Below are 18429 nucleotides of genomic sequence, written 5' to 3' on the forward strand. Positions count from 1 at the left end.
GGGCGGGTGCCGGAGGCTACGCTCTGGCCAGCACCGCCTTCGCGCTCGTGGTGCGCCGGGTGGCCACCGCCAGCGTCGCCGCGCCCAGGGCAAGCACGGCCCAGATCACCAGACCCGCGAAGTCCGCCCCGCTCGGCGCGATCAGCCCGTTCAGCGCGGGCGCGGTCGGCAGCGCCGCGCCGAGCCCGGCCAGCCAGCCCGGCACCGTGGAGATGAGCCCGGTCGCGAAGGCGAGCACGCCGATGAGGGCGCTCACCCAGCGGCCGATGCCACCCAGCACGGTCACCAGCGCCTGCACGACCGCGGCGAACGCGACTCCCGCGGTCACGGCGAAGGCGGCGAAGCCCCACCACGTCGCGGCATCGTACTCGGCCACGAACTGCACGACCAGTGCCAGCAGCAGTCCCTGCGCCGCCCCGATCGCCGCCGCCGGCCAGAACCCGCGCAGCACCATGCCGATCGACGACCGGCGTGAGGTGAGCGCGCTGCCGGGCACGGCCCGCAGCACGAGGAACGTCGCCAGGGCGCCGAACCACAGCACCACCGCCGACAGCAGCGGGATGGTGGTGGGGCCGAACAGCTCGTCCGCGTTCGACGAGGCGGTCACCGGGTCGGCGATCACCGACGCCAGAGACTTCGATTCGTCCTGGTCGAACGCGGGGAGCGAGGTCGCAGCAGTGTGCAGTCCCTCGGCGAGATCGCCGGTTCCGGATGCCAGCTCGTCCAGCCCGTCCGCCAGCTCGCCCGCTCCGTCGCCCAGCGCAGTCGCGCCATCGCCCAGCTCGTGCGCGCCGTCCGCGAGGCCGCGGTTGCCGTCGGCGACCTGCCCCGCTCCGTCGGACAGCTGGCGCGCACCGGTCGCCGACTGGTCGACGCCGTCGGCGAGCTGGCCGAGGCCGCCTCCGAGCTGAGACGCCGCCGCGCCGGCCGTGCGCAGCTGACCGGCGATCTCGGCGGTCGCCTTCTCGTTGAAGGCGCCGAGACCCGAGGCGACGCCGGTCAAAGCCCGCTGGGCACCGTCGGTGGCCTTCGCGGCGGTGTCGGCCAGGTCGGCGGCCGTCTTTGCCGACTCCCTCAGCTTCTCCGTGCCGGCCGCCAGCCCCTCGAGCTGACCGCAGAACTCGGGCTGCGCGGCCGCGTTGCACGAGGCAGCCAAGCCGCTGAGCCCGGGGGCGATCTCGTCCAGACCGTCCTTCACGCCCGTGCTGGCTTGCGCCGCTCCGGCGGTGGCCTTCGCGGCCCCGTCGGCGGCCTTCGCGGCGAGTCCCGCTGGGTCCAGCAGCTGCGCGGGCACGATCCCGTCGCGCTCGAGCGCACTCGCGCCCGAGGTCAGGCCCTGCCCGAGCTGTGTCGCACCCGATCCCGCTTCGCGCGCCTTCCCGGCGATCGTGCCGAGCCCGCCGGCGAGGGCATCCGCGCCGGACGCGAGCTCGCCCGCACCGCCGGCCAGCTGCGCCGCGCCGTCGGCGAGCCCGTTCGCGCCGTCCGCGAGCTTCGCCGCGCCCCCGGGGATCTCCGATGCGCCGTCGGCCGCCGAACGCGCGCCGTCGGCGAGCTGGTCGGCACCATCGGCCGCATCCCCGATCTGATCGCCCAGTGTCGTGAAGCCGATCAGCACGTTCTCGACGGTCGCCTCGCTGAGCATGGTGCCGAGCGTAGAGGCCGCGGCCGTGGCGATCTGCTGGCTGATGAGGCCGTCGGCGACCCGCCCGTCCGGTGGGGTGGTCACGCGGATCTCGGCCTGCTCGGCCGCGCCCTCGCCGTCCTTCAAGGTGGTGCCGGCGGAGGTGGCATCCGCCGAGAACGACTTCGGGATCGTCACGACCGCCTGATACCGGCCCTCGGACATGCCCTCCGCCGCGTCGTCCTTGTTGGAGATCACCCAGGTCAGGTTCGAGTCCAGTTCGTCGGATCCCTCCACCAGCCCGGCGGCGAGCTGCCGCCCGAGCGGCGTGTACTGCCCGTCGATGGTGACCGGTTCGTCGAGGTTGACCACCGCGGCGGTCATCTCGTCGAGTCGTTCGGTGGGCTCCTGCAGCGCGGCGACGAGGATGCCGCCGATCAGCGCCGGCAGCAGCAGCACGCCGAGCACGGTGAGCCACGTGATCGGCCGGCGCGAGCGCGCGCGTTCGATGGGAAGGGTCATGCGGGCACCTCGGTCGAATCGGAGAGGTCAGTGACGGAAGAAGGGGAGAGGGCGGTGACGGATGCCGCGGCCCGGCCCGCCTCGCCGAGCAGACGCTGCGCGGCATCCGCGTCCGTGGTCGTGCAGACGATCGCGAGGCCGTCACCGGCGTCCCGCAGCCGCGCCGTGAACTGGTCCCGATCGGATGCCGAGACCCGCTCCACGCCGTCGAGGATGACCAGCCCGGTGCGACCGCGCAGCGCGTCGGTCAGCTGCGCGCGGGCATCCGGCTCCGCGAGCAGCACGACGCCGACGTGCGCGCGGACCCAGGCGGAGCGTCCCGGCAGCAGATGCCCGGCGACGCGCAGCATCCCGGCATCCGGCTTCACACGTCCGCCGAGCGTGAGCGCGAGGGCGCGCAGCTCGCGAGCGGACGCGCCGGTGACGATGAGGGATCTGCCCGGCATCAGGCGCAGGTGGGCGCCCGAGATGCCGGCGGCGTCGACGGCCAGGTCGTCGGCGGCAAGGATGCTGTCATCGCCCGGCCATTCCCGCAGCGCGCGCTCGCGCTCTACGGCCTCGCCCTCGATGTCGACGTGCGGCAGGATGCGCTGCATCCAGCGCGGGATGCGCCAGGCGTGGTCACCGAGCAGCGCCATCACGGCGGGGATGAGCGTCATGCGCACGAGGAACGCGTCGATCGCGATGCCTGCCGCGAGGCCCAGCGCGATGGGCTTGAGCGACGAGTCGCCCTCCGGCACGAACGCGACGAAGACGGCGAACATGATCAGTGCGGCGGCGGTGACCACGCGGGCGCTTCCGGCGAATCCGGTGCGCACGGCCTCCTCCGCCTCCGCTCGGCCCGAGCCGGAGGCGTGCACGAAGTCCTCCCGCATGCGCGAGACGAGGAACACCTGGTAGTCCATGGCCAGACCGAACAGCACGCCCATCAGCACGATCGGCATGAAGCTGATGATCGGTCCGGTGCGCGCGACGTGCAGCAGGTCGGCGAACCAGCCCCATTCGAAGACCGCGGCCACGACGCCGAACGCGGCGATGATCGAGAGCAGGTAGCCCACCGCGGCGGTGATGGGCACCCAGATCGAGCGGAAGACGATCGCGAGCAGGATCAGCGACAGGCCGATCACGAACACGCCGAAGGGCAGCAGGGCGGCGCCCAGCTGGTCGGAGATGTCGATGGCCACGGCGGTGAACCCGGTGACCTTCAGATCGATGCCGAATTCGTCCAGCCACTCGTCGTGGTGCGAGCGCAGCTCGCGCACCAGGTCGGAGGTCGCCGGGTCGTCGGGAGCCGTGGTGGGGATGATCTGCACGATGCCGGTGTCGGCGGTCTCGTTGGGGGTGGACAGGGCCACTTCGCGCACGCCGGGCAGCTGCTCGACGGCGTCGCCGAGATCCTTCATGAGGTTCAGCGGGTCGGTGGAGGTGACGATCGTGCCGGTGAGGATGAGAGGGCCGTTGAATCCCGGGCCGAACTCCTCGGCCGTGAGGTCGTAGTTCACGCGGGCCTCGGAGCCCTTCGGCAGCACGCCGGCGTTCGGCAGGGCGAGATTCAGGCTGAGGGCCGGGATGGCCACGATGCCCAGCCCCACGACGACAGCGGTCGCCACCAGGGCCGGCTTCTTCGTGATCGCGGCGACCCAGCGCTGCGACGCGGTGGGTCGCGGGCGAGCGGCGCGGCTCTCAGCGCCGGCATCCGTCCCGCCGCGGCGCGACCGCCGCGGCCGGCCGACGACGCGTCCCTTGAAGAAGCCGAGCACCGCCGGGGTGAGGGTGACGGCGATCGCGACGGCGATCGCCACGGCGACCGAGGCGGCGATGCCCATGGTGGTCAGGAACGGGATGCCGGCGAAGCCCAGGCCGATCAGCGCGATGAGCACGGTGACGCCGGCGAACACGACCGCCGAACCCGCCGTGCCCACGGCACGCGAGGTGGATTCCTCGGGGTCCATCCCCTCGCGCACCTGATCCTGATGGCGCGCCACGATGAACAGCGCGTAGTCGATGCCCACCGCGAGCCCCAGCATGAGGGCGAGCAGGGGAGTGGTGGACGAGACGGTGGCGAAGGCGGTGGCGGCGAAGATGCCCGCCATCGAGATGCCCACGCCGAGGATCGCCGTCAGCAGCGGCATCCCGGCGACGACGAAGGAGCGGAAAGTGACGATCAGCACGAGCAGGGCGATGACCAGACCGACGGCCTCGGTGAGCGTGACCGTGGGGATCGACGTGGCGAACAGGTCGCCACCGAGGGCGACCTGCGACCCGTCGGGCAGCGCGTCCGCCAGCTGGTCGACCGAGGTGCGCAGGTCGGTCTTCACCTCGTCGGAGACGGTGGTGGACTGCCCCTCGAACTGCAGTCGCACGATGGCCGCGGTGTGCTCGTTGTTCACCATGCCGCTGATGTTCTCGTCGTAGGGCGAGGTGACCGCGAGCACGCCGTCGAGGCGGTCGAGGTCGGCGACGGTGTCTTCGATGTCGTCGCGATACTGCGCGTCCGTGACGTCGTCACCGGGCGCAGCGACCACGATGAACTGGGCGTTGGTGCCGCTGACCTGCGGGAAGGTGCGCTCGAGCTGCTCGAGACCCGCCTGTGACTCGGTGCCGGGGATCGAGAACGTGTTGTCGGTGCCAGAGCCGAGCACGAGCGCGCCACAGCCGGCGACGCCCAGCACGATCAGCCACGCGACCAGCACACGCCAGGGGTGGCGGAACGACCAGCGGCCGAGCGAGGAGAGAAGGGTGGACACACGGCCTCCGCGAGATCTCGATACATGAACGTATTGGATACGTAGATGTATCGTAGGGGCATCGGGAGGCCACAGGCTGTGCGCCGGGTGGGAAGGTGTGCTCTGCGCGGCCTGCGTGCGGCGTGCGAGAGTTGTTCCGGGAGGAGCCATGACGGTACCGACGAGGAGTCGCGAGAACACTCGCGCGCGCCTGCTGGACGCCGCCGAGCAGGTCTTCGCGGAGGTGGGTCTGGAAGGCGCCACCGTGGAGGCGGTCTGCGAGCGCGCCGGGTTCACCCGTGGGGCGTTCTACTCCAACTTCGAGTCGAAGGACGAGCTGTTCCTCACGCTCGCCGCCTCCGTCGGCGAGGCGCGGCTCGCCGCTGTGCGCGAGCGGGTGTCGGATGTCATCGGCGAGCAGTCGCTGGATGACTGCGACCCCGTCGATCTCGTGCAGCGCATCATGGACTCCGGCGCGGACGACCGCCTCGGCGTGATGATGCTCAGCGAGATCCGCATCCGTGCGCTGCGTGATCCGGCGTTCGGAGCGGCCTATCTCGCGCAGGAGAACGAGATGGTGCGCGGCATCACCGCCCTGATCCAGGAGCTCGTCGACTCGGGCCAGATCACCCTGCGCGTCGAAGCCGCGGAGGCGTCGCAGCTGCTGATGACGGTGTGGGAGGGCACGACCGTGCGCGGGGCGATGGACGGCGACGACCCCGCCCGGCTGCGCCGCGTCGGCAGCGACGCGCTGGGCCGCATGGTGGAGCTGCTGCGGGTCTGAGGCGTTCGGGTCGGACCCGCCGTCAGCGCTCGAGCCGCGCGTGGGTGTCAGCTCTCGAGCCGCGCGTGGCACCGCGTGAGCCGCTCCAGCCACCACTCCCGCCGCGCGGCGGGGGCCTCGAGGCGCGCGAGCGCCGTGGCATCCGGAACCACACGGGTCACCGGCACCGTGCCGCCGACCGGGCGTGCGTCGGCGACGTCGTCGGCGAACAGCGACGCCGTGCCCAGCCCGCAGTCGAAGTCCAGCGCTGGCAGGGATGCCGCCAGCGCCGCGCCCTGCGCGAGGCCGACCGCGCTGTCGAGCGCGCTGGAGACGACGGCGGGAAGGCCGGCCCGGGCGACGATGTCGAGCGCGCGGCGGATCCCGCCCAGCGGCTGGGCCTTGATGACGATGAGATCGGCGGCGCGGGCGCGGGCCACGGCGAGCGGGTCCTCGGCCTTGCGGATGCTCTCGTCTGCGGCGATCGGGATGCCCCTGTGCTTTACTCGGCGGCGCAGCTCGGCGAGCTCGTCGACCGTGGCGCAGGGCTGCTCGACGTACTCCAGGTCGAACTCGGCGAGGGCGTGCACGGCGTGCTCGGCCTCATCGACGTTCCAGCCGGCGTTGGCATCGATGCGCACCCGCCCCTCCGGTCCCATCCGCTCGCGCACCGCTCGCACGCGGGCGATGTCGTCGGCGAGCCGCTGGCCGCGCTCGGCGACCTTGACCTTCGCCGTGCGGCATCCGTCGAAACGGGCCAGCACGGCGGCGACGTCCTCGGCGGCGACCGCCGGCACCGTCGCGTTCACCGGGATGCGCGTGCGCAGCGGCGCGGGCTGCTCGTTCCACGCGAAGTCGACCGCCGCGGCCAGCCAGGTCGCGGCCTCGGCATCCGGGTACTCCACGAACGGCGAGAACTCCGCCCAGCCCTGCGGCCCTTCGAACAGCACCACCTCGCGGACATCCACCCCGCGGAAGCGCGTGTTCATCGGCAGCGCGAGCACGCGGGCGGTGTCGAGCAGGTCGGCGAGCGGCGGCGTCATGCGTCCATCATGCCCGTCCTGCGCGTCCCTCCCAGGTCAGAACTCCGGAGAATTCGTGCGTCGGGACCGGTTCGTTGCCGTCCTGGCTCGTTTCCGGTCCGGTTCTCCGGAGTTCTGAACCGCTGGGGGCTCAGCCGATCCGCTTCTGCAGCTCGCCGAGCCGTCCGGTCGCCACGAATCCGAGCCGGGTGTTCACCGCGAGCATGTGCGCGTTGGACTCGGCGTTGTACGTGTAGATGCGCGGGACGTGCGGACTGTGCTGCTGCAGCATCCGCAGATTCACGAGCTTGACGCGCAGTCCCAGCCCGTGCCCGCGGTCCTCGTGGCGTACCAGCGTGCCCCACTGGTATGCGTTGCCGTCGTCGCCCGACACCACGAGCTGGGTGTACGCCGCGACGCGCCCGTCTGGTGCCACTGCCACCGTCCCGAACGAGGTGCGTCCCTGCGCCTGTTGCAGCGCCTCGTCGGCGCGATGATCGGCCACATCGGCGACGCCCGCCTCGATGTCGAGGTCGCCGGTGGGCGCCTCGGTGTCGAGGACGGCGTCGAGGGCGGCCCACTCCGCGACGAACTCCTCGGGAACCGGCCCGACCCAGCTGCGGATGTCGTACCCCGCTGCGGGGGACGCGGACTCGGGCACGGTCGTGGGTTCGGCCTCGTGCGGGGCCTCGTGCAAGAGCTCGGCGATCATCCGGTCAGGCACGGGGAGAGTCAGCCTGTTCTGCAGGTCGCCGAGTGCGAGCGCGTAGCCGTGGCGGCGGGCGAAATCGATGCCGGGCTGCCCGCTCCCGTCTGCCGGTGCTGCGGCGGGCCACGCGGTCTCGGCGCGGAAGGTGCGCCGTCCAGCATCGCGAGCCTCGGCCTCGATGTACGCGAGCAGGGCGGATCCCACACCGCGCTGGCGGTGCTCGGCAGGAACGGTCACGCCGAGCGCAGCCGCGTGGAGGTTGTCCTTGAGCCCGAGCGCCAAGGAGCCCGCCCCGACGACCGCGCCATCGCGCAGTGCGACGTAGGTGCGCCGTTCGGTGGTAGCCGAGTGCTGCTGCATCTCCGCGCGGCTCTCCTCCAGGGTCCACACCAGCGCGTCCTCACCCATGTCGGCGTGCTTCGCCGCAGCGTACGCGTGCCACCAGCGGTCGTGGTCGGCGGCGTCGAACGGGTCGACGCGAAGGATTTGCAGAGCGGCGCGCATCGCCTCAGAATAGAGCGCGCTGTTCGATGCATTGTGTCGTTGACTATAGTGTGCGACACACAATATAGTGATGCGCATGAGCGATGCTGAGTTCGAGGGCCATCTGCAGGAGCTGCGGCGGGGCACCGTCGTGCTCGCCAGTCTGCAGCTGCTGCGCACCCCGGGCTACGGATACGGACTGCTGCAGCAGCTGGCATCCGCCGGTTTTCCCACCGACGCGAACACGCTCTACCCGCTGCTGCGCCGACTCGAGAAGCAGGGCTGTCTCGAGAGCGAGTGGAACACCGACGAGGCGCGGCCTCGCAAGTTCTACCGCACCTCCGAGACGGGCATCCGCCTCGCCAAGACTCTCACCGCCGAGGTCGCCGCGATCGCGGCGGCGACCGCTGCACTCCGCGAACAGGAGATGTGACATGACCGCCACCCTGACCGAACGCTATATCGCTGCCACCGTGCGCGGTCTGCCTCCGGGACTGCAGAGCGAGGTGCGCGACGAGCTGCAGACCTCGATCGCGGATGCCATCGACGCGCGCGCGGAGAACGGCGAGCCGGTCGCGCTGGCCGAGCGCGAGGTGCTCACCGAGCTGGGCGATCCCGGCATCCTGGCCGCAGGGTATGCGGATCGTCCGCTGCACCTCATCGGCCCGCGCTACTTCCTCACCTGGTGGCGACTGCTCAAGGTGCTGCTGGCCATCGTGCCGGCCTGTGCGGTGGGCGGGGTCGTCATCGCACAGGCGCTGACGGGTGCGGCGATCGGGCAGATCATCGGCGAAGCGGTCGTGGTCGCGCTGTCGGTGATCGTGCACGTGTCGTTCTGGACGACGCTCGTCTTCGTGATCCTCGAGCGCACCGGCGCCGACACCGGAGTGGGCTGGAGTGTGGATCAGCTGCCGAATCCGCCGGAGTCGGCGGATTCGCGCACTGGGCGCGCGGATCTCGTCGTCTCGCTGGTGCTGCTCGCCCTGTTCGCCGGGGCGCTGCTGTGGGACCGCTTCATCGGGTTCGCCTACGTCGGGGGCGAGCTGCGGCATGTGCTGGATCCGGCGCTGTGGCCCTGGGGGATCGGAGCGGTGCTCGTGGTGATCGCCGGTGAGGCGGCGCTCGCGATCGCGGTGTATGCGCGCGGGACATGGAGTGCAGCGCTCGCCGCGGTGAACACGGTGCTCGCGATCGCGTTCCTGAGCATGGCGCTGACCGCGCTGGGGACAGGCGCCCTGTTCGACGACCGTGTCGTCGACGCGGTGTTCGCGCATGGTGGGGATGCCGCGACGCCGGTGCTCGGCGCCCTCGCCGGTGTGCTCATCGCCGGGATCTCGATCTGGGATGCCGTCGACGGCTGGCGCAAGGTGCGCCTGCACCGCCGCGCCGCCTGACCGCCCACCGCTTCTTGCTCCGGTATGAGTTTCTGTCGCCTACCTGCGAATCAGGCGGCAGAAACTCATACCGGAGTGAAGGGCGGTTAGGCGGTTCGGCGGTTCGGCGGGGCCGGGACCGGGCCCGGAGCCGGGGCCGCCGCGGGGGGGTCAGCCGGCGGTGACCGACTCGATCTGCACCGGCGTCTTCGGCGCGCCGTCGGGTCCGCCGTCCTCGGTGCCCTTCTCCGCCACGGCCGCCACGGTCTTCGTGCTCGCCTCGTCGAGGTGGCCGAACACGGTGTACGACGGGGGCAGCTGGCTGTCGGCGTAGACGATGAAGAACTGCGAGCCGTTGGTGTCGGGTCCGGCGTTCGCCATCGCGAGCGTGCCCGCCGGGTAGGTCTCGGAGCCGTCGAGCTCGTCGCCGAAAGAGTACCCGGGGCCCCCGGTGCCCGTGCCGGTCGGGTCGCCGCACTGCAGCACGAAGATCCCCTGGGTGGTGAGGCGGTGGCACGCGGTGCCATCGAAGTACCCCTGCTCGGCGAGCGAGAGGAAGCTGTTCACCGTGCACGGGGTCTTGTCGGCATCCAGTGTGACGGCGAGGTCGCCCACGCTGGTCGCGACGGTCACGGGAACCTGTCCTGCAGCGGTCGGCTCCGCGGCGGGCGGGTCGGCGGTCTTCGCCGGCTCGCGGTCGTCGGTCGGGTAGGAGCAGGTGCCGGCGTCTGCGGATGCCGTCGACTGCGGCGCCGCGCCCGCGGAGCCAGACGGGTCGGCATCCGGCGTCGATGCGCAACCGGTGAGCACGAGCGCCGCGGCGGCGGTGAGAGCGAGCAGGGAACGGCGAAGGCGGGGAGTCAGCACGGGACGATCGTAGCGACGCCGCATACAGTGGATGCTGTGAGCCCCGCATCCGTCTCCGACATCTTCGACCCCGCCGAATGGACCCTCGCGCCGGGCGCTGAGGACTACACCGACATCACCGCGCATGTGTCGCACGACGGCGGCGTCGCGCGCATCGCGTTCGACCGGCCGGAGGTGCGCAACGCCTTCCGGCCGCACACCGTCGACGAGCTGTATCGCGCACTCGACATCGCCCGGCAGGATCCGCGCATCGGCGCCGTGCTGCTCACCGGCAACGGCCCCAGCCCCAAGGACGGTGGGTGGGCGTTCTGCTCCGGCGGCGATCAGCGCATCCGCGGCCGCGACGGATACAAGTACAGCGAGTCCACGACCGAGGTGCACGATACGGCCCGCGCGGGACGCCTGCACATCCTCGAGGTGCAGCGGCTGATCCGCTTCATGCCGAAGGTCGTCATCGCCGTGGTGCCCGGATGGGCCGCCGGGGGTGGGCACTCGCTGCATGTGGTGTGCGACCTCACGATCGCGAGCGCCGAGCACGGCCGGTTCAAGCAGACGGATGCCGACGTCGGCAGCTTCGACGCCGGCTACGGCTCGGCGTACATGGCGCGCCAGACCGGGCAGAAGATCGCGCGCGAGGTGTTCTTCCTGGCCGAGGAGTACTCCGCCCAGCGCGCCTACGAGATGGGCGCGGTGAACCGGGTCGTGCCGCACGCCGAGCTCGAGCGCGAGGCGCTGAAGATGGCCCGGACGGTGCTGACCAAGTCGCCCACGGCGATCCGGATGCTGAAGTTCGCGTTCAACGCGGTGGACGACGGCATGGTCGGCCAGCAGGTGTTCGCCGGCGAGGCGACCCGGCTGGCGTACGGCACCGACGAGGCCGTCGAGGGCCGTGACTCCTTCCTCGAGAAGCGCCCACCCGACTGGTCGGCGTTCCCCTACCACTTCTGAGCCGAACCGCCCCTCGCTCCGGTATGAGTTTGTGTCGCTTGGAGGCGAATCAGGCGGCAGAAAGTCATACCGGAGCGAGAAGCGGTCGCCGGGAGCGAGAAGCGGGAATCCGGGAGGGAAGCGGGGATCCGGGAGGGAAGCGGGTACCGGGAGGGAAGCGGGGATCGGGGTGAAGGACGCAGCGAGGAGAGGGGTGGGGATGAAGGTGCGGACGGTCGACGGGGCGGATGCCGCCGCAGTGCGCGACGCCCTGCCCGCCGCGCTCGACGGCGAGCAGCCACTGGCCCTCGGCTTCGCACCCGCCGCAGACCAGACCGTCCCGGCGGGCACGGCCGCCGTCATCGCGACATCCGGATCCAGCGGCATCCCCAAGCGCGTGATCCTCAGCGGCGACGCGCTGCGCGCGAGCGCCGCGGCGACCGCCGCCCGGATCGGCTCCGGGCAGTGGATGCTCGCGCTGCCCAGCGGCTACGTCGCCGGACTCCAGGTGCTCGTGCGCGCGCACCTCGCCGGAACCGACCCGATCCTGCTCGAGGGGCGTTTCACCGCCGATGCCTTCGTCTCCGCGACCACGCGAGCCGCCGCCGGCCGCGACCTGTACACCTCTCTCGTGCCGGCGCAGCTGACGACCCTGATCGACGCCGCGGAGGATCCCTCGGTGCTGCGAGCACTTCGCGCCCACACGGCGATCCTGGTCGGCGGGCAGGCGCTCTCGGACGGCATCCGGACGCGCGCCGCCGACCTCCGCGTGCCGATCGTCCGCACGTACGGCTCCAGCGAGACCAGCGGTGGCTGCGTGTACGACGGCATCCCCCTGGACGGGGTCGCCGTGCAGCAGGTCGACGGCGAGCTCTGGCTGAGCGGTCCGATGCTCGCCACCGGATACCTCGGCGACCCGGAACGCACCGCGCAGACGTTCCCGACCGACACGGACGGCACCCGCTGGTACCGCACCGGGGACCTCGGCGAGTTCCGTGACGGCGTCGTCGAAGTGCACGGACGCCGCGACAACGTCATCGTCTCCGGCGGCATCAACATCTCCCTCGACCGTGTGGAGCGCATCGTGCGCCGCGTGCCGGGCCTCGAGCACGCCGTCGTGCTCGGCATGCCGCATGAGCGATGGGGGGAGGCGTCGGTCCTCTTCGCCGACGTGCGCGGGCAGGACGGCGGACGGATGCTGGAAGCCGCGCGCGCCCTCGTGGCGGCCGAGATCGGCCGGCACGCCCGCCCGGTGCAGCTCGAGGCCGGCGTGATCCCGCTGCTGGCATCCGGAAAGCCCGACCGGCAGCTGCTGCGCCGCATGATCCACGAGGTTCCCCCGCACGACTGACGCCCGCGGGATACATCCGCAGACGGACGCGCCCTCCGCCCGCACTCCCGTAGCGTGAGAGCGTGATCCGCCGTGTCCCTCGCCCCTGGCTCGCGCTCGACATCGTCGGCGCGATCGTCGGCCTGCTGATCACCCTGCCCCTGTCGTACACCTTCAGCGCAGGCGAGCTCAGCTTCTGGCTGCCGGTCGGTCTGGTCTCCGACGGGCTGCTCGTCGCATCCGCGGTGCTGCTCTGGGGCGCCGCCGCCATCAGTCGGCTCTCCCCGGCGGTGGCACTGGCCGTCGCCTGGGTCGGGGCGCTGCTGCAGATGGGCAGCGGCCTGCCGCCGCTGCCGATGGATGTCGCCGTGTTCGCGGTGGTGTTCGCGACGTCGGCGTGGGGCAGCAGGCGGATGCTGTGGCTCGGCGGCGCCTCGGCCCTGATCGGCGGCCTCGTCGCGGGCCTGTACATCGGGCTGCTGCAGTTCGACCCCGCCACCGCGGAATCGCCCATCGACCTGCGCCTCGTGCTGCTCGGGATCACGATGGGGCTCACGGTGGTGCTCTCGCTCGCGCTCGCCTGGGGCGCGGGGCTGCTGTGGCGGGTGGTGCGCCAGAACCGCGCCACTCGCGAAGCGCAGCAGCGTGCCGAGGCGGTGGCCGCCGAAGAGCAGGAGCGCGTGCGCATCGCGCGTGACATGCACGACATCGTCGCGCACTCCCTCGCCGTGGTCATCGCGCAGGCGGATGGTGCGCGCTACGCCGCGGCCGCGCAGCCCGAGCTCGCGCAGGAGGCGCTGACCACGATCGGGCAGACCGCGCGATCCGCGCTCTCGGACGTGCGGATGCTGCTCACCCAGCTGCGCCACCGGCAGGGCGACGGCCCGCAGCCCACCCTCGCCGACCTCGAGACCCTGTTCGCACAGGTGCGCCAGGCGGGCGTCGAGCCGCGCGTCACCGTCGATCCCACACCACCCGGCGAACCGCCCGGGGCGATCCAGCTCGCCGTGTACCGCATCCTGCAGGAAGCGCTCACCAACGCGCTGCGCCACGGCCGCGGTGACGTCGACGTGCGCCTGTCGTGGTGGCCCGACCGTGTCGACATCGCCGTGCGCAACGCCGTCGACCCCGGTCGCGGCGCCACCGCCGGTGTCGCGCCCGGCAGCGGACACGGCCTCGTCGGCATGCGCGAGCGCGCTCAGCTGGTGGGCGGGGTGCTCTCGGCGCAACACGAAGCGGACGGGTTCGTCGTGCGCGCTACGCTTCCCATCGGCCCCTCGGCGAACTGAGTGGTCGCGAACGACCGGGAGGTCAGATGATCAGGGTCGTGCTCGTCGACGACCAGGCGCTCTTCCGCGCCGGCGTGCGCATGCTCGTCTCGTCCCAGCCCGACATGGACGTGGTCGGCGAAGCCGGCGACGGCCGCGAGGCGCTCGAGGTGATCGGCCGCACCCGACCCGACGTGGTGCTGATGGACATCCGGATGCCGGTCATGGACGGCCTGACCGCCACCGCCGAGCTGCTCGCCCAGCCCGACCCGCCCCGCGTCGTCATGCTCACCACCTTCGATCTCGACGAAGCGGCCGCGCGCGCCATCCAGCAGGGCGCCAGCGGCTTCCTGCTCAAGGACGCCGATCCGGAGTTCCTGCTCGCCGCCGTGCGCACCGTCGTCTCCGGGTCGAGCGTGATCGCGGCATCCGCCACGCGCGAGCTGTTCGCGCACTTCACCACGCAGACCAAGCCCGTGCCCGCGCATTACGGCGAGCTCACCGACCGGGAGCGCGAGATCTTCGCGCTCGCCGCCCGAGGACTGTCGAACTCGGAGATCGCCGCGCGGGAGTTCCTCAGCGAGGCGACCGTGAAGACGCATATCAGCCGCATCCTCGCCAAGCTGCAGCTGCGCGACCGGGTGCAGCTCGTCGTGTTCGCGTTCGAGCACGGCCTCGCCTGACGGCATCCGCCCGCCGGCACCCGCCCGCCGCACACGCTTGTCGGTGCGATGCACGGATGTCGGCGGCATTCCGTCATGCGCGCCGACGCGTGTGCATCTCGCCGACATCCGTACCCCGCCGGGAGCAGAAACAAGGGCGGCGGGATCATCCTCCGGGTGTAGCCGGATGCGCCTGCGGGCCGATGCGGGCGGGCGGATGGCGGAAATAGCGTCGAAGTCATGCAGATCACCACCTCGGACCTCGGCCTCGCCGCCCGCGTCCAGCACCTCACCAAGACCTACGGCGTCGGCGCCGCCGGCGTGCGCGCCCTCGACGACGTCAGCGTCGGCATCCGCCGCGGCCAGTTCACCGCGATCATGGGCCCGTCGGGCTCGGGCAAGTCGACGCTCATGCACATCATGGCCGGCCTGGACGCGCCGACCGAGGGCCGCGCCTGGATCGGCGATACCGAGATCACCGGACTCGGCGACCTCGAGATGACGATCCTGCGGCGGCGTCGGGTCGGGTTCATCTTCCAGGCGTTCAACCTCGTGCCCACCCTCGACGCCCTCGGCAACATCCTGCTGCCCTTCGAGCTCGACGGGCGCCGCCCCACTGCGATCGAGCGCGCGCGGATCGACGGCCTCATCGACCGCCTCGGTCTGGCATCCCGGCTCACCCACCGCCCGCACGAACTGTCCGGCGGCCAGCAGCAGCGCGTGGCCATCGCCCGCGCGCTCGCCACCGCACCCGACCTGGTCTTCGCCGACGAGCCGACCGGCAACCTCGATTCGCGCAGCGGACGCGAGGTGCTCGAGCTGCTGGCATCCGCGAGCCGCGACCACGGCCAGTCGATCGCCATGGTGACCCACGACGCGATCGCCGCCAGCCATGCCGATCGCGTGCTGTTCCTCGGCGACGGCCGCATCACCGCCGATCACCCCCGGCAGAGCGCCGAGCAGATCGCCGCCCACATGCTGGCGGCGGAGGTCGCGGCGTGAGCGCCGTCGTCGCACCCGGGTCAATAGCGCCGCGCCCGCGCAGTGCGGGGCTGGCCTGGCTGCGTGAGCGGGGGATGGGGGCGAGCATCCTCGTCGCGGCGCTGGCCACCGCGTTCGGGGTGACCCTCGTCGAGGTGACCGTGTACATCGGCGCCGCGCTGCAATCAGATCCGTTCATCGGCGACAGCGGGACGCTGGCAGTCGTGGTGGGGATCCTCTCGGTGCTGCTCAGCGCGGTCGCGATGTACGTCGCGGCGGTCGTCACCGCGAACACGTTCTCGACGATCATCGCCGGACGCACCCGGCGCATCGCCCTGATGCGACTGATCGGCGCGTCGGCGCGCTCGCAGCGCGCCGAGGTCACCGGCCAGGGGTTCGTCATCGGCGTGATCGGCGCGGTGCTGGGATTGGGCGTCGGCATCGGCTTCGCCGCGGTCGGGATGCTGGTCGGCGAGCAGCTGCTCGCGCTGACGCCGAAGGAGTTCACCCTCGCGCAGCCCGGCGTGCTGGTGCCCGTCGTCGGCGTCGCGCTGACCACCTGGCTCGCGGCAGCGGTCGGCTCGCGCCGCGTGCTCACAGTCACGCCGCTGCAGGCGCTGAGCGGGTCGGTCGAGCGCACCCATGCCGAGGAGGCCGGACGCCGCGGCAAGCACGTGGTCGCGCTGGTGCTCATCGCGGTCGGTGTCGTGCTGCTCGCCGGCGGCGTGCTGCTGGGGCTGCTCAGCCCGCTCGGCGTGGTGGTGGCGTTCTTCGGCGGCCTGTTCTCGTTCACCGGGCTGGTCACCGCGTCTCCGCTGTTCATGCCGCCCGTGCTGCGGCTGGTCGGCCGGATGTTCGGCAGCGGCGCCACGGCCCGACTGGCGGCCGAGAACGCGCTGCGGCACCCGGAGCGCTCCAGTCGCATGGCGATCGGCGTGGTGATGGGTGTGGCGCTGGTGACCATGTTCGCCGTGGCGCTGGAGTCGTCGAAGGCGCTGATGATGCGCCAGAGCGAGGGGGAGTTCGTCGACGGGTTCTTCGCGCCGATGGATGCCTTCGCCAGCGTCATGATGGTGCTGGTGGCGGTGTCCGCGGTGATCGCCGCGGTGGGACTGGTGAACCTGCTGACGATCGGCGTCGTGCAGCGCAAGCGCGAGCTGGGTCTGCTGCGGGCGATCGGGCTGACCTCGGCGCAGGTGCGGCGCATGGTGCTGCTCGAGGCGGTGCACATCACGGTGGCCGCGACCCTGACCGGCCTGGTGCTCGGGATCGCGTACGGCTGGATCGCCGCGCAGTCGCTGCTCGGCTCGGTGCCGGTGCTGCCGGACTTCGAGCCGGCGGGTCTGGTGTACCCGGCCGTGCCGTGGATCCCGGTGGCCGTGATCGTCGTCGCCACGGCGCTGCTGACGGTGGTCGCCGCGGTGGCGCCGACGCGCCTGGCGACCCGGGTCGCTCCGGTCGAGGCGCTCGCTGCGGACTGATCGAGTCGAGCATGGGTGAGAAGCGCAGGAAATAGACTCGAGGGATGCCGTCGCCGTTCGATCAGTCCTCGTACCAGGTGCGCCTCGACTGGGGAGCGACGGGCCTCGCCCGGCTCGCACCGGCCGACATCGTGATCGTCGTCGATGTGCTGCGCTTCTCGTCCACGCTGCCTGACGCGCTCGCCGCCGGGCAGCAGGTCACGCTGGCCGACGCGATGCGATGGTCGACGAACGGCGCCGCCCTCGTCCACGCCGCCGCGCAGGCGGATGCCACCGCGGAGGTGCTCGTCGGCGGCATCCGCAACGCCGGAGCGGTCGCCCGCGCGGTGATGACCGTGCAGGAGCGCCGGGCCGCGCGCACCTCCGTGAGCGTCATCGCGGCGGGGGAGGTCGCCGCCGCCGGAGAGTTGCGCTTCGCCGTCGAGGATCAGCTGGGGGCAGGCGCCGTGATCGCCGCCCTGTCGGGTCTGGGCATCGACCACTCCTCGCCCGAGGCGGCCGCCGCGGCGGAGTCGTTCCGGGCGCTGCGCCGCGGTCTGCGACACATGCTCATCGGCAGCGGATCCGGCCGCGAGCTCGTCGACGGCGTCGCCTCGACCGCGCGGATGGCCGCCGACGGCATCCGCCCCGCCACGACCGCCGAGGCCGCCGAACTCGACGCGATCGACGCCGTGCCGGTGCTGCGAGACGGGCGTTTCGCGCTGTTCCGCTGAGGGGCGCGCACCACGCGACGTGTCGTCGGCCGGGCGGTCCGCGGGCCGAATAAGGTCGGAGTATGAGGTACCTGCCCGCCGTGTTCGTCGACGTCGTCCTCGTGCTCGTCTTCGCGGTGATCGGCCGCGCCTCGCACGGCGAGGACCCGCTCGGCTTCCTGCTCACGTCGTGGCCGTTCCTGCTGGCCCTGCTCGTCGGGCATGCGGTCGCCGCGCTCGTGCCGCTGCGCCCGCGCCGGCCCTGGTCGCTGGGGTGGGGCGCGATCGTCTGGGTGGTCACCGTCGCCGGCGGGATGCTGCTGCGCGTGGCATCCGGCGACACCGCCGAGACGCCCTTCATCATCGTCGCCACCCTTGTGCTCGCCGCGTTCCTGCTCGGCTGGCGGCTCATCGCCCTGCTCGTGCGCCGCTTCCGCGGTCCGCGCACCGCCGCCTGACCCGGGCTCGCACACCCGGCCGGCACGCACGCCGGCGAGCTCTCAGCGCGGCAGCTGCGCGGCCATCCGATCGGCGGCGGTGATCTCGCGGCGATGCCACTCGAACAGGTAACGGCGATCGAAGCTGCGCGAGCACCGCGCGCAGCTGGTCTCTCGTGAGGGGCGGCGATGCCGGTACGCGACGTGCCCCGACGGGCACTCGCCGATCCACGGCGCCAGCTCCTCGGCAGTCTCACCCTGATGGGTCGTGCCGCCCACGTAGCCGAGCCCGCGCGCGACGTGCTTCCAGTGCGCGCCGTGCCCGGCCTCGTGCCCGGCGAGGGCATGCGCGACCTCGTGCAGCAGCGTCTGGTGGATCTCGTCGTCGGCGAAGCGCGCGGCGAGATAACGCGAGACGGAGATGCGTTTGCGGCGGTAGTCGCACAGCCCCGCGCGTCGCTTGGCGTTGTCGAACTCGAAGGACCAGGAGTCATCGAGATGCATGCGGATCAGCGCTTCGCCCCAGACGCGGACCCGATTCAGATCGGCCATGTGATCAGAG

17 protein-coding genes are annotated in these 18429 nt (G+C 71.9%); 11 read left to right on the plus strand and 6 right to left on the minus strand.

Features of this window, described 5'->3' with window-relative positions; all coding sequences use genetic code 11:
• Window positions 1-16 precede the first annotated feature (16 nt).
• A complete protein-coding gene (locus WFG93_RS12490; RefSeq protein ID WP_336646659.1) occupies window positions 17-2146 on the minus strand; it encodes a YhgE/Pip domain-containing protein in 2130 nt (709 codons plus the stop codon).
• Window positions 2143-4893 (minus strand): MMPL family transporter, encoded by a 2751-nt coding sequence (locus WFG93_RS12495; protein ID WP_336646660.1) that lies wholly within the window; start codon window positions 4891-4893, stop codon window positions 2143-2145. Before WFG93_RS12495 ends, WFG93_RS12490 begins: the two co-directional genes overlap by 4 nt.
• Window positions 4894-5041: 148 nt before the next feature.
• Here WFG93_RS12495 and WFG93_RS12500 point away from each other — a divergent pair, with 148 nt between their 5' ends.
• Complete coding sequence (locus WFG93_RS12500) at window positions 5042-5656, plus strand: TetR/AcrR family transcriptional regulator (protein WP_336646661.1); 615 nt, start codon at window positions 5042-5044, stop codon at window positions 5654-5656.
• A gap of 47 nt (window positions 5657-5703) precedes the next feature.
• Here WFG93_RS12500 and WFG93_RS12505 read toward each other — a convergent pair whose 3' ends face one another.
• Window positions 5704-6678 (minus strand): o-succinylbenzoate synthase, encoded by a 975-nt coding sequence (locus WFG93_RS12505; protein WP_336646662.1) that lies wholly within the window; start codon window positions 6676-6678, stop codon window positions 5704-5706.
• 130 nt (window positions 6679-6808) lie between these two features.
• Window positions 6809-7870 carry a GNAT family N-acetyltransferase gene (locus WFG93_RS12510; RefSeq protein WP_336646663.1) on the minus strand — a complete coding sequence of 354 codons (1062 nt, stop codon included), beginning with the start codon at window positions 7868-7870 and terminating at the stop codon, window positions 6809-6811.
• Window positions 7871-7946: 76 nt separating this feature from the next.
• On the opposite strand from WFG93_RS12510, the gene WFG93_RS12515 reads away from it, so the two are divergent.
• Entirely contained in the window at window positions 7947-8282 is a 336-nt protein-coding gene (locus WFG93_RS12515; RefSeq protein ID WP_336646664.1) for a PadR family transcriptional regulator, read from the plus strand.
• A gap of 1 nt (window position 8283) precedes the next feature.
• Window positions 8284-9243: a hypothetical protein gene (locus WFG93_RS12520; RefSeq protein WP_336646665.1), complete on the plus strand. Its 960-nt coding sequence runs from the start codon at window positions 8284-8286 to the stop codon at window positions 9241-9243.
• A 150-nt stretch (window positions 9244-9393) separates the two neighbouring features.
• Here WFG93_RS12520 and WFG93_RS12525 read toward each other — a convergent pair whose 3' ends face one another.
• The gene (locus tag WFG93_RS12525; protein ID WP_336646666.1) at window positions 9394-10089 is read right to left on the minus strand and encodes a peptidylprolyl isomerase; all 696 of its coding nucleotides are present in this window, start codon (window positions 10087-10089) and stop codon (window positions 9394-9396) included.
• Window positions 10090-10125: 36 nt separating this feature from the next.
• Between WFG93_RS12525 and WFG93_RS12530 the strand changes: the two genes are divergently transcribed.
• The 8 genes from WFG93_RS12530 (at window position 10126) to WFG93_RS12565 (ending at window position 17888) form a co-directional block, all read left to right on the plus strand.
• Window positions 10126-11037 carry a 1,4-dihydroxy-2-naphthoyl-CoA synthase gene (locus tag WFG93_RS12530; RefSeq protein ID WP_336646667.1) on the plus strand — a complete coding sequence of 304 codons (912 nt, stop codon included), beginning with the start codon at window positions 10126-10128 and terminating at the stop codon, window positions 11035-11037.
• Between the two features lie 199 nt (window positions 11038-11236).
• Window positions 11237-12367, plus strand: coding sequence for an AMP-binding protein (locus WFG93_RS12535; RefSeq protein WP_336646668.1), 1131 nt, complete (start codon window positions 11237-11239; stop codon window positions 12365-12367).
• A gap of 62 nt (window positions 12368-12429) precedes the next feature.
• A complete protein-coding gene (locus WFG93_RS12540; protein WP_336646669.1) occupies window positions 12430-13635 on the plus strand; it encodes a sensor histidine kinase in 1206 nt (401 codons plus the stop codon).
• 26 nt (window positions 13636-13661) lie between these two features.
• The gene (locus tag WFG93_RS12545) at window positions 13662-14297 is read left to right on the plus strand and encodes a response regulator transcription factor (protein ID WP_336646670.1); all 636 of its coding nucleotides are present in this window, start codon (window positions 13662-13664) and stop codon (window positions 14295-14297) included.
• Between the two features lie 219 nt (window positions 14298-14516).
• The gene (locus WFG93_RS12550) at window positions 14517-15278 is read left to right on the plus strand and encodes an ABC transporter ATP-binding protein (protein WP_336646671.1); all 762 of its coding nucleotides are present in this window, start codon (window positions 14517-14519) and stop codon (window positions 15276-15278) included.
• On the plus strand, window positions 15275-16738 hold the full coding sequence (locus tag WFG93_RS12555) for an FtsX-like permease family protein (RefSeq protein ID WP_442928260.1): 1464 nt from the start codon (window positions 15275-15277) through the stop codon (window positions 16736-16738). The genes WFG93_RS12550 and WFG93_RS12555 overlap by 4 nt, the downstream gene beginning before the upstream one ends.
• Window positions 16739-16782: 44 nt before the next feature.
• On the plus strand, window positions 16783-17451 hold the full coding sequence (locus WFG93_RS12560; protein WP_336646672.1) for a 2-phosphosulfolactate phosphatase: 669 nt from the start codon (window positions 16783-16785) through the stop codon (window positions 17449-17451).
• 62 nt (window positions 17452-17513) lie between these two features.
• Complete coding sequence (locus WFG93_RS12565) at window positions 17514-17888, plus strand: DUF3054 domain-containing protein (RefSeq protein WP_336646673.1); 375 nt, start codon at window positions 17514-17516, stop codon at window positions 17886-17888.
• A gap of 42 nt (window positions 17889-17930) precedes the next feature.
• Here WFG93_RS12565 and WFG93_RS12570 read toward each other — a convergent pair whose 3' ends face one another.
• Window positions 17931-18419, minus strand: coding sequence for a SprT-like domain-containing protein (locus tag WFG93_RS12570; RefSeq protein ID WP_336646674.1), 489 nt, complete (start codon window positions 18417-18419; stop codon window positions 17931-17933).
• Window positions 18420-18429: the final 10 nt, after the last annotated feature.

Source organism: Microbacterium sp. USHLN186, assembly GCF_037145155.1.
In the GTDB taxonomy this organism is placed as follows: domain Bacteria; phylum Actinomycetota; class Actinomycetes; order Actinomycetales; family Microbacteriaceae; genus Microbacterium.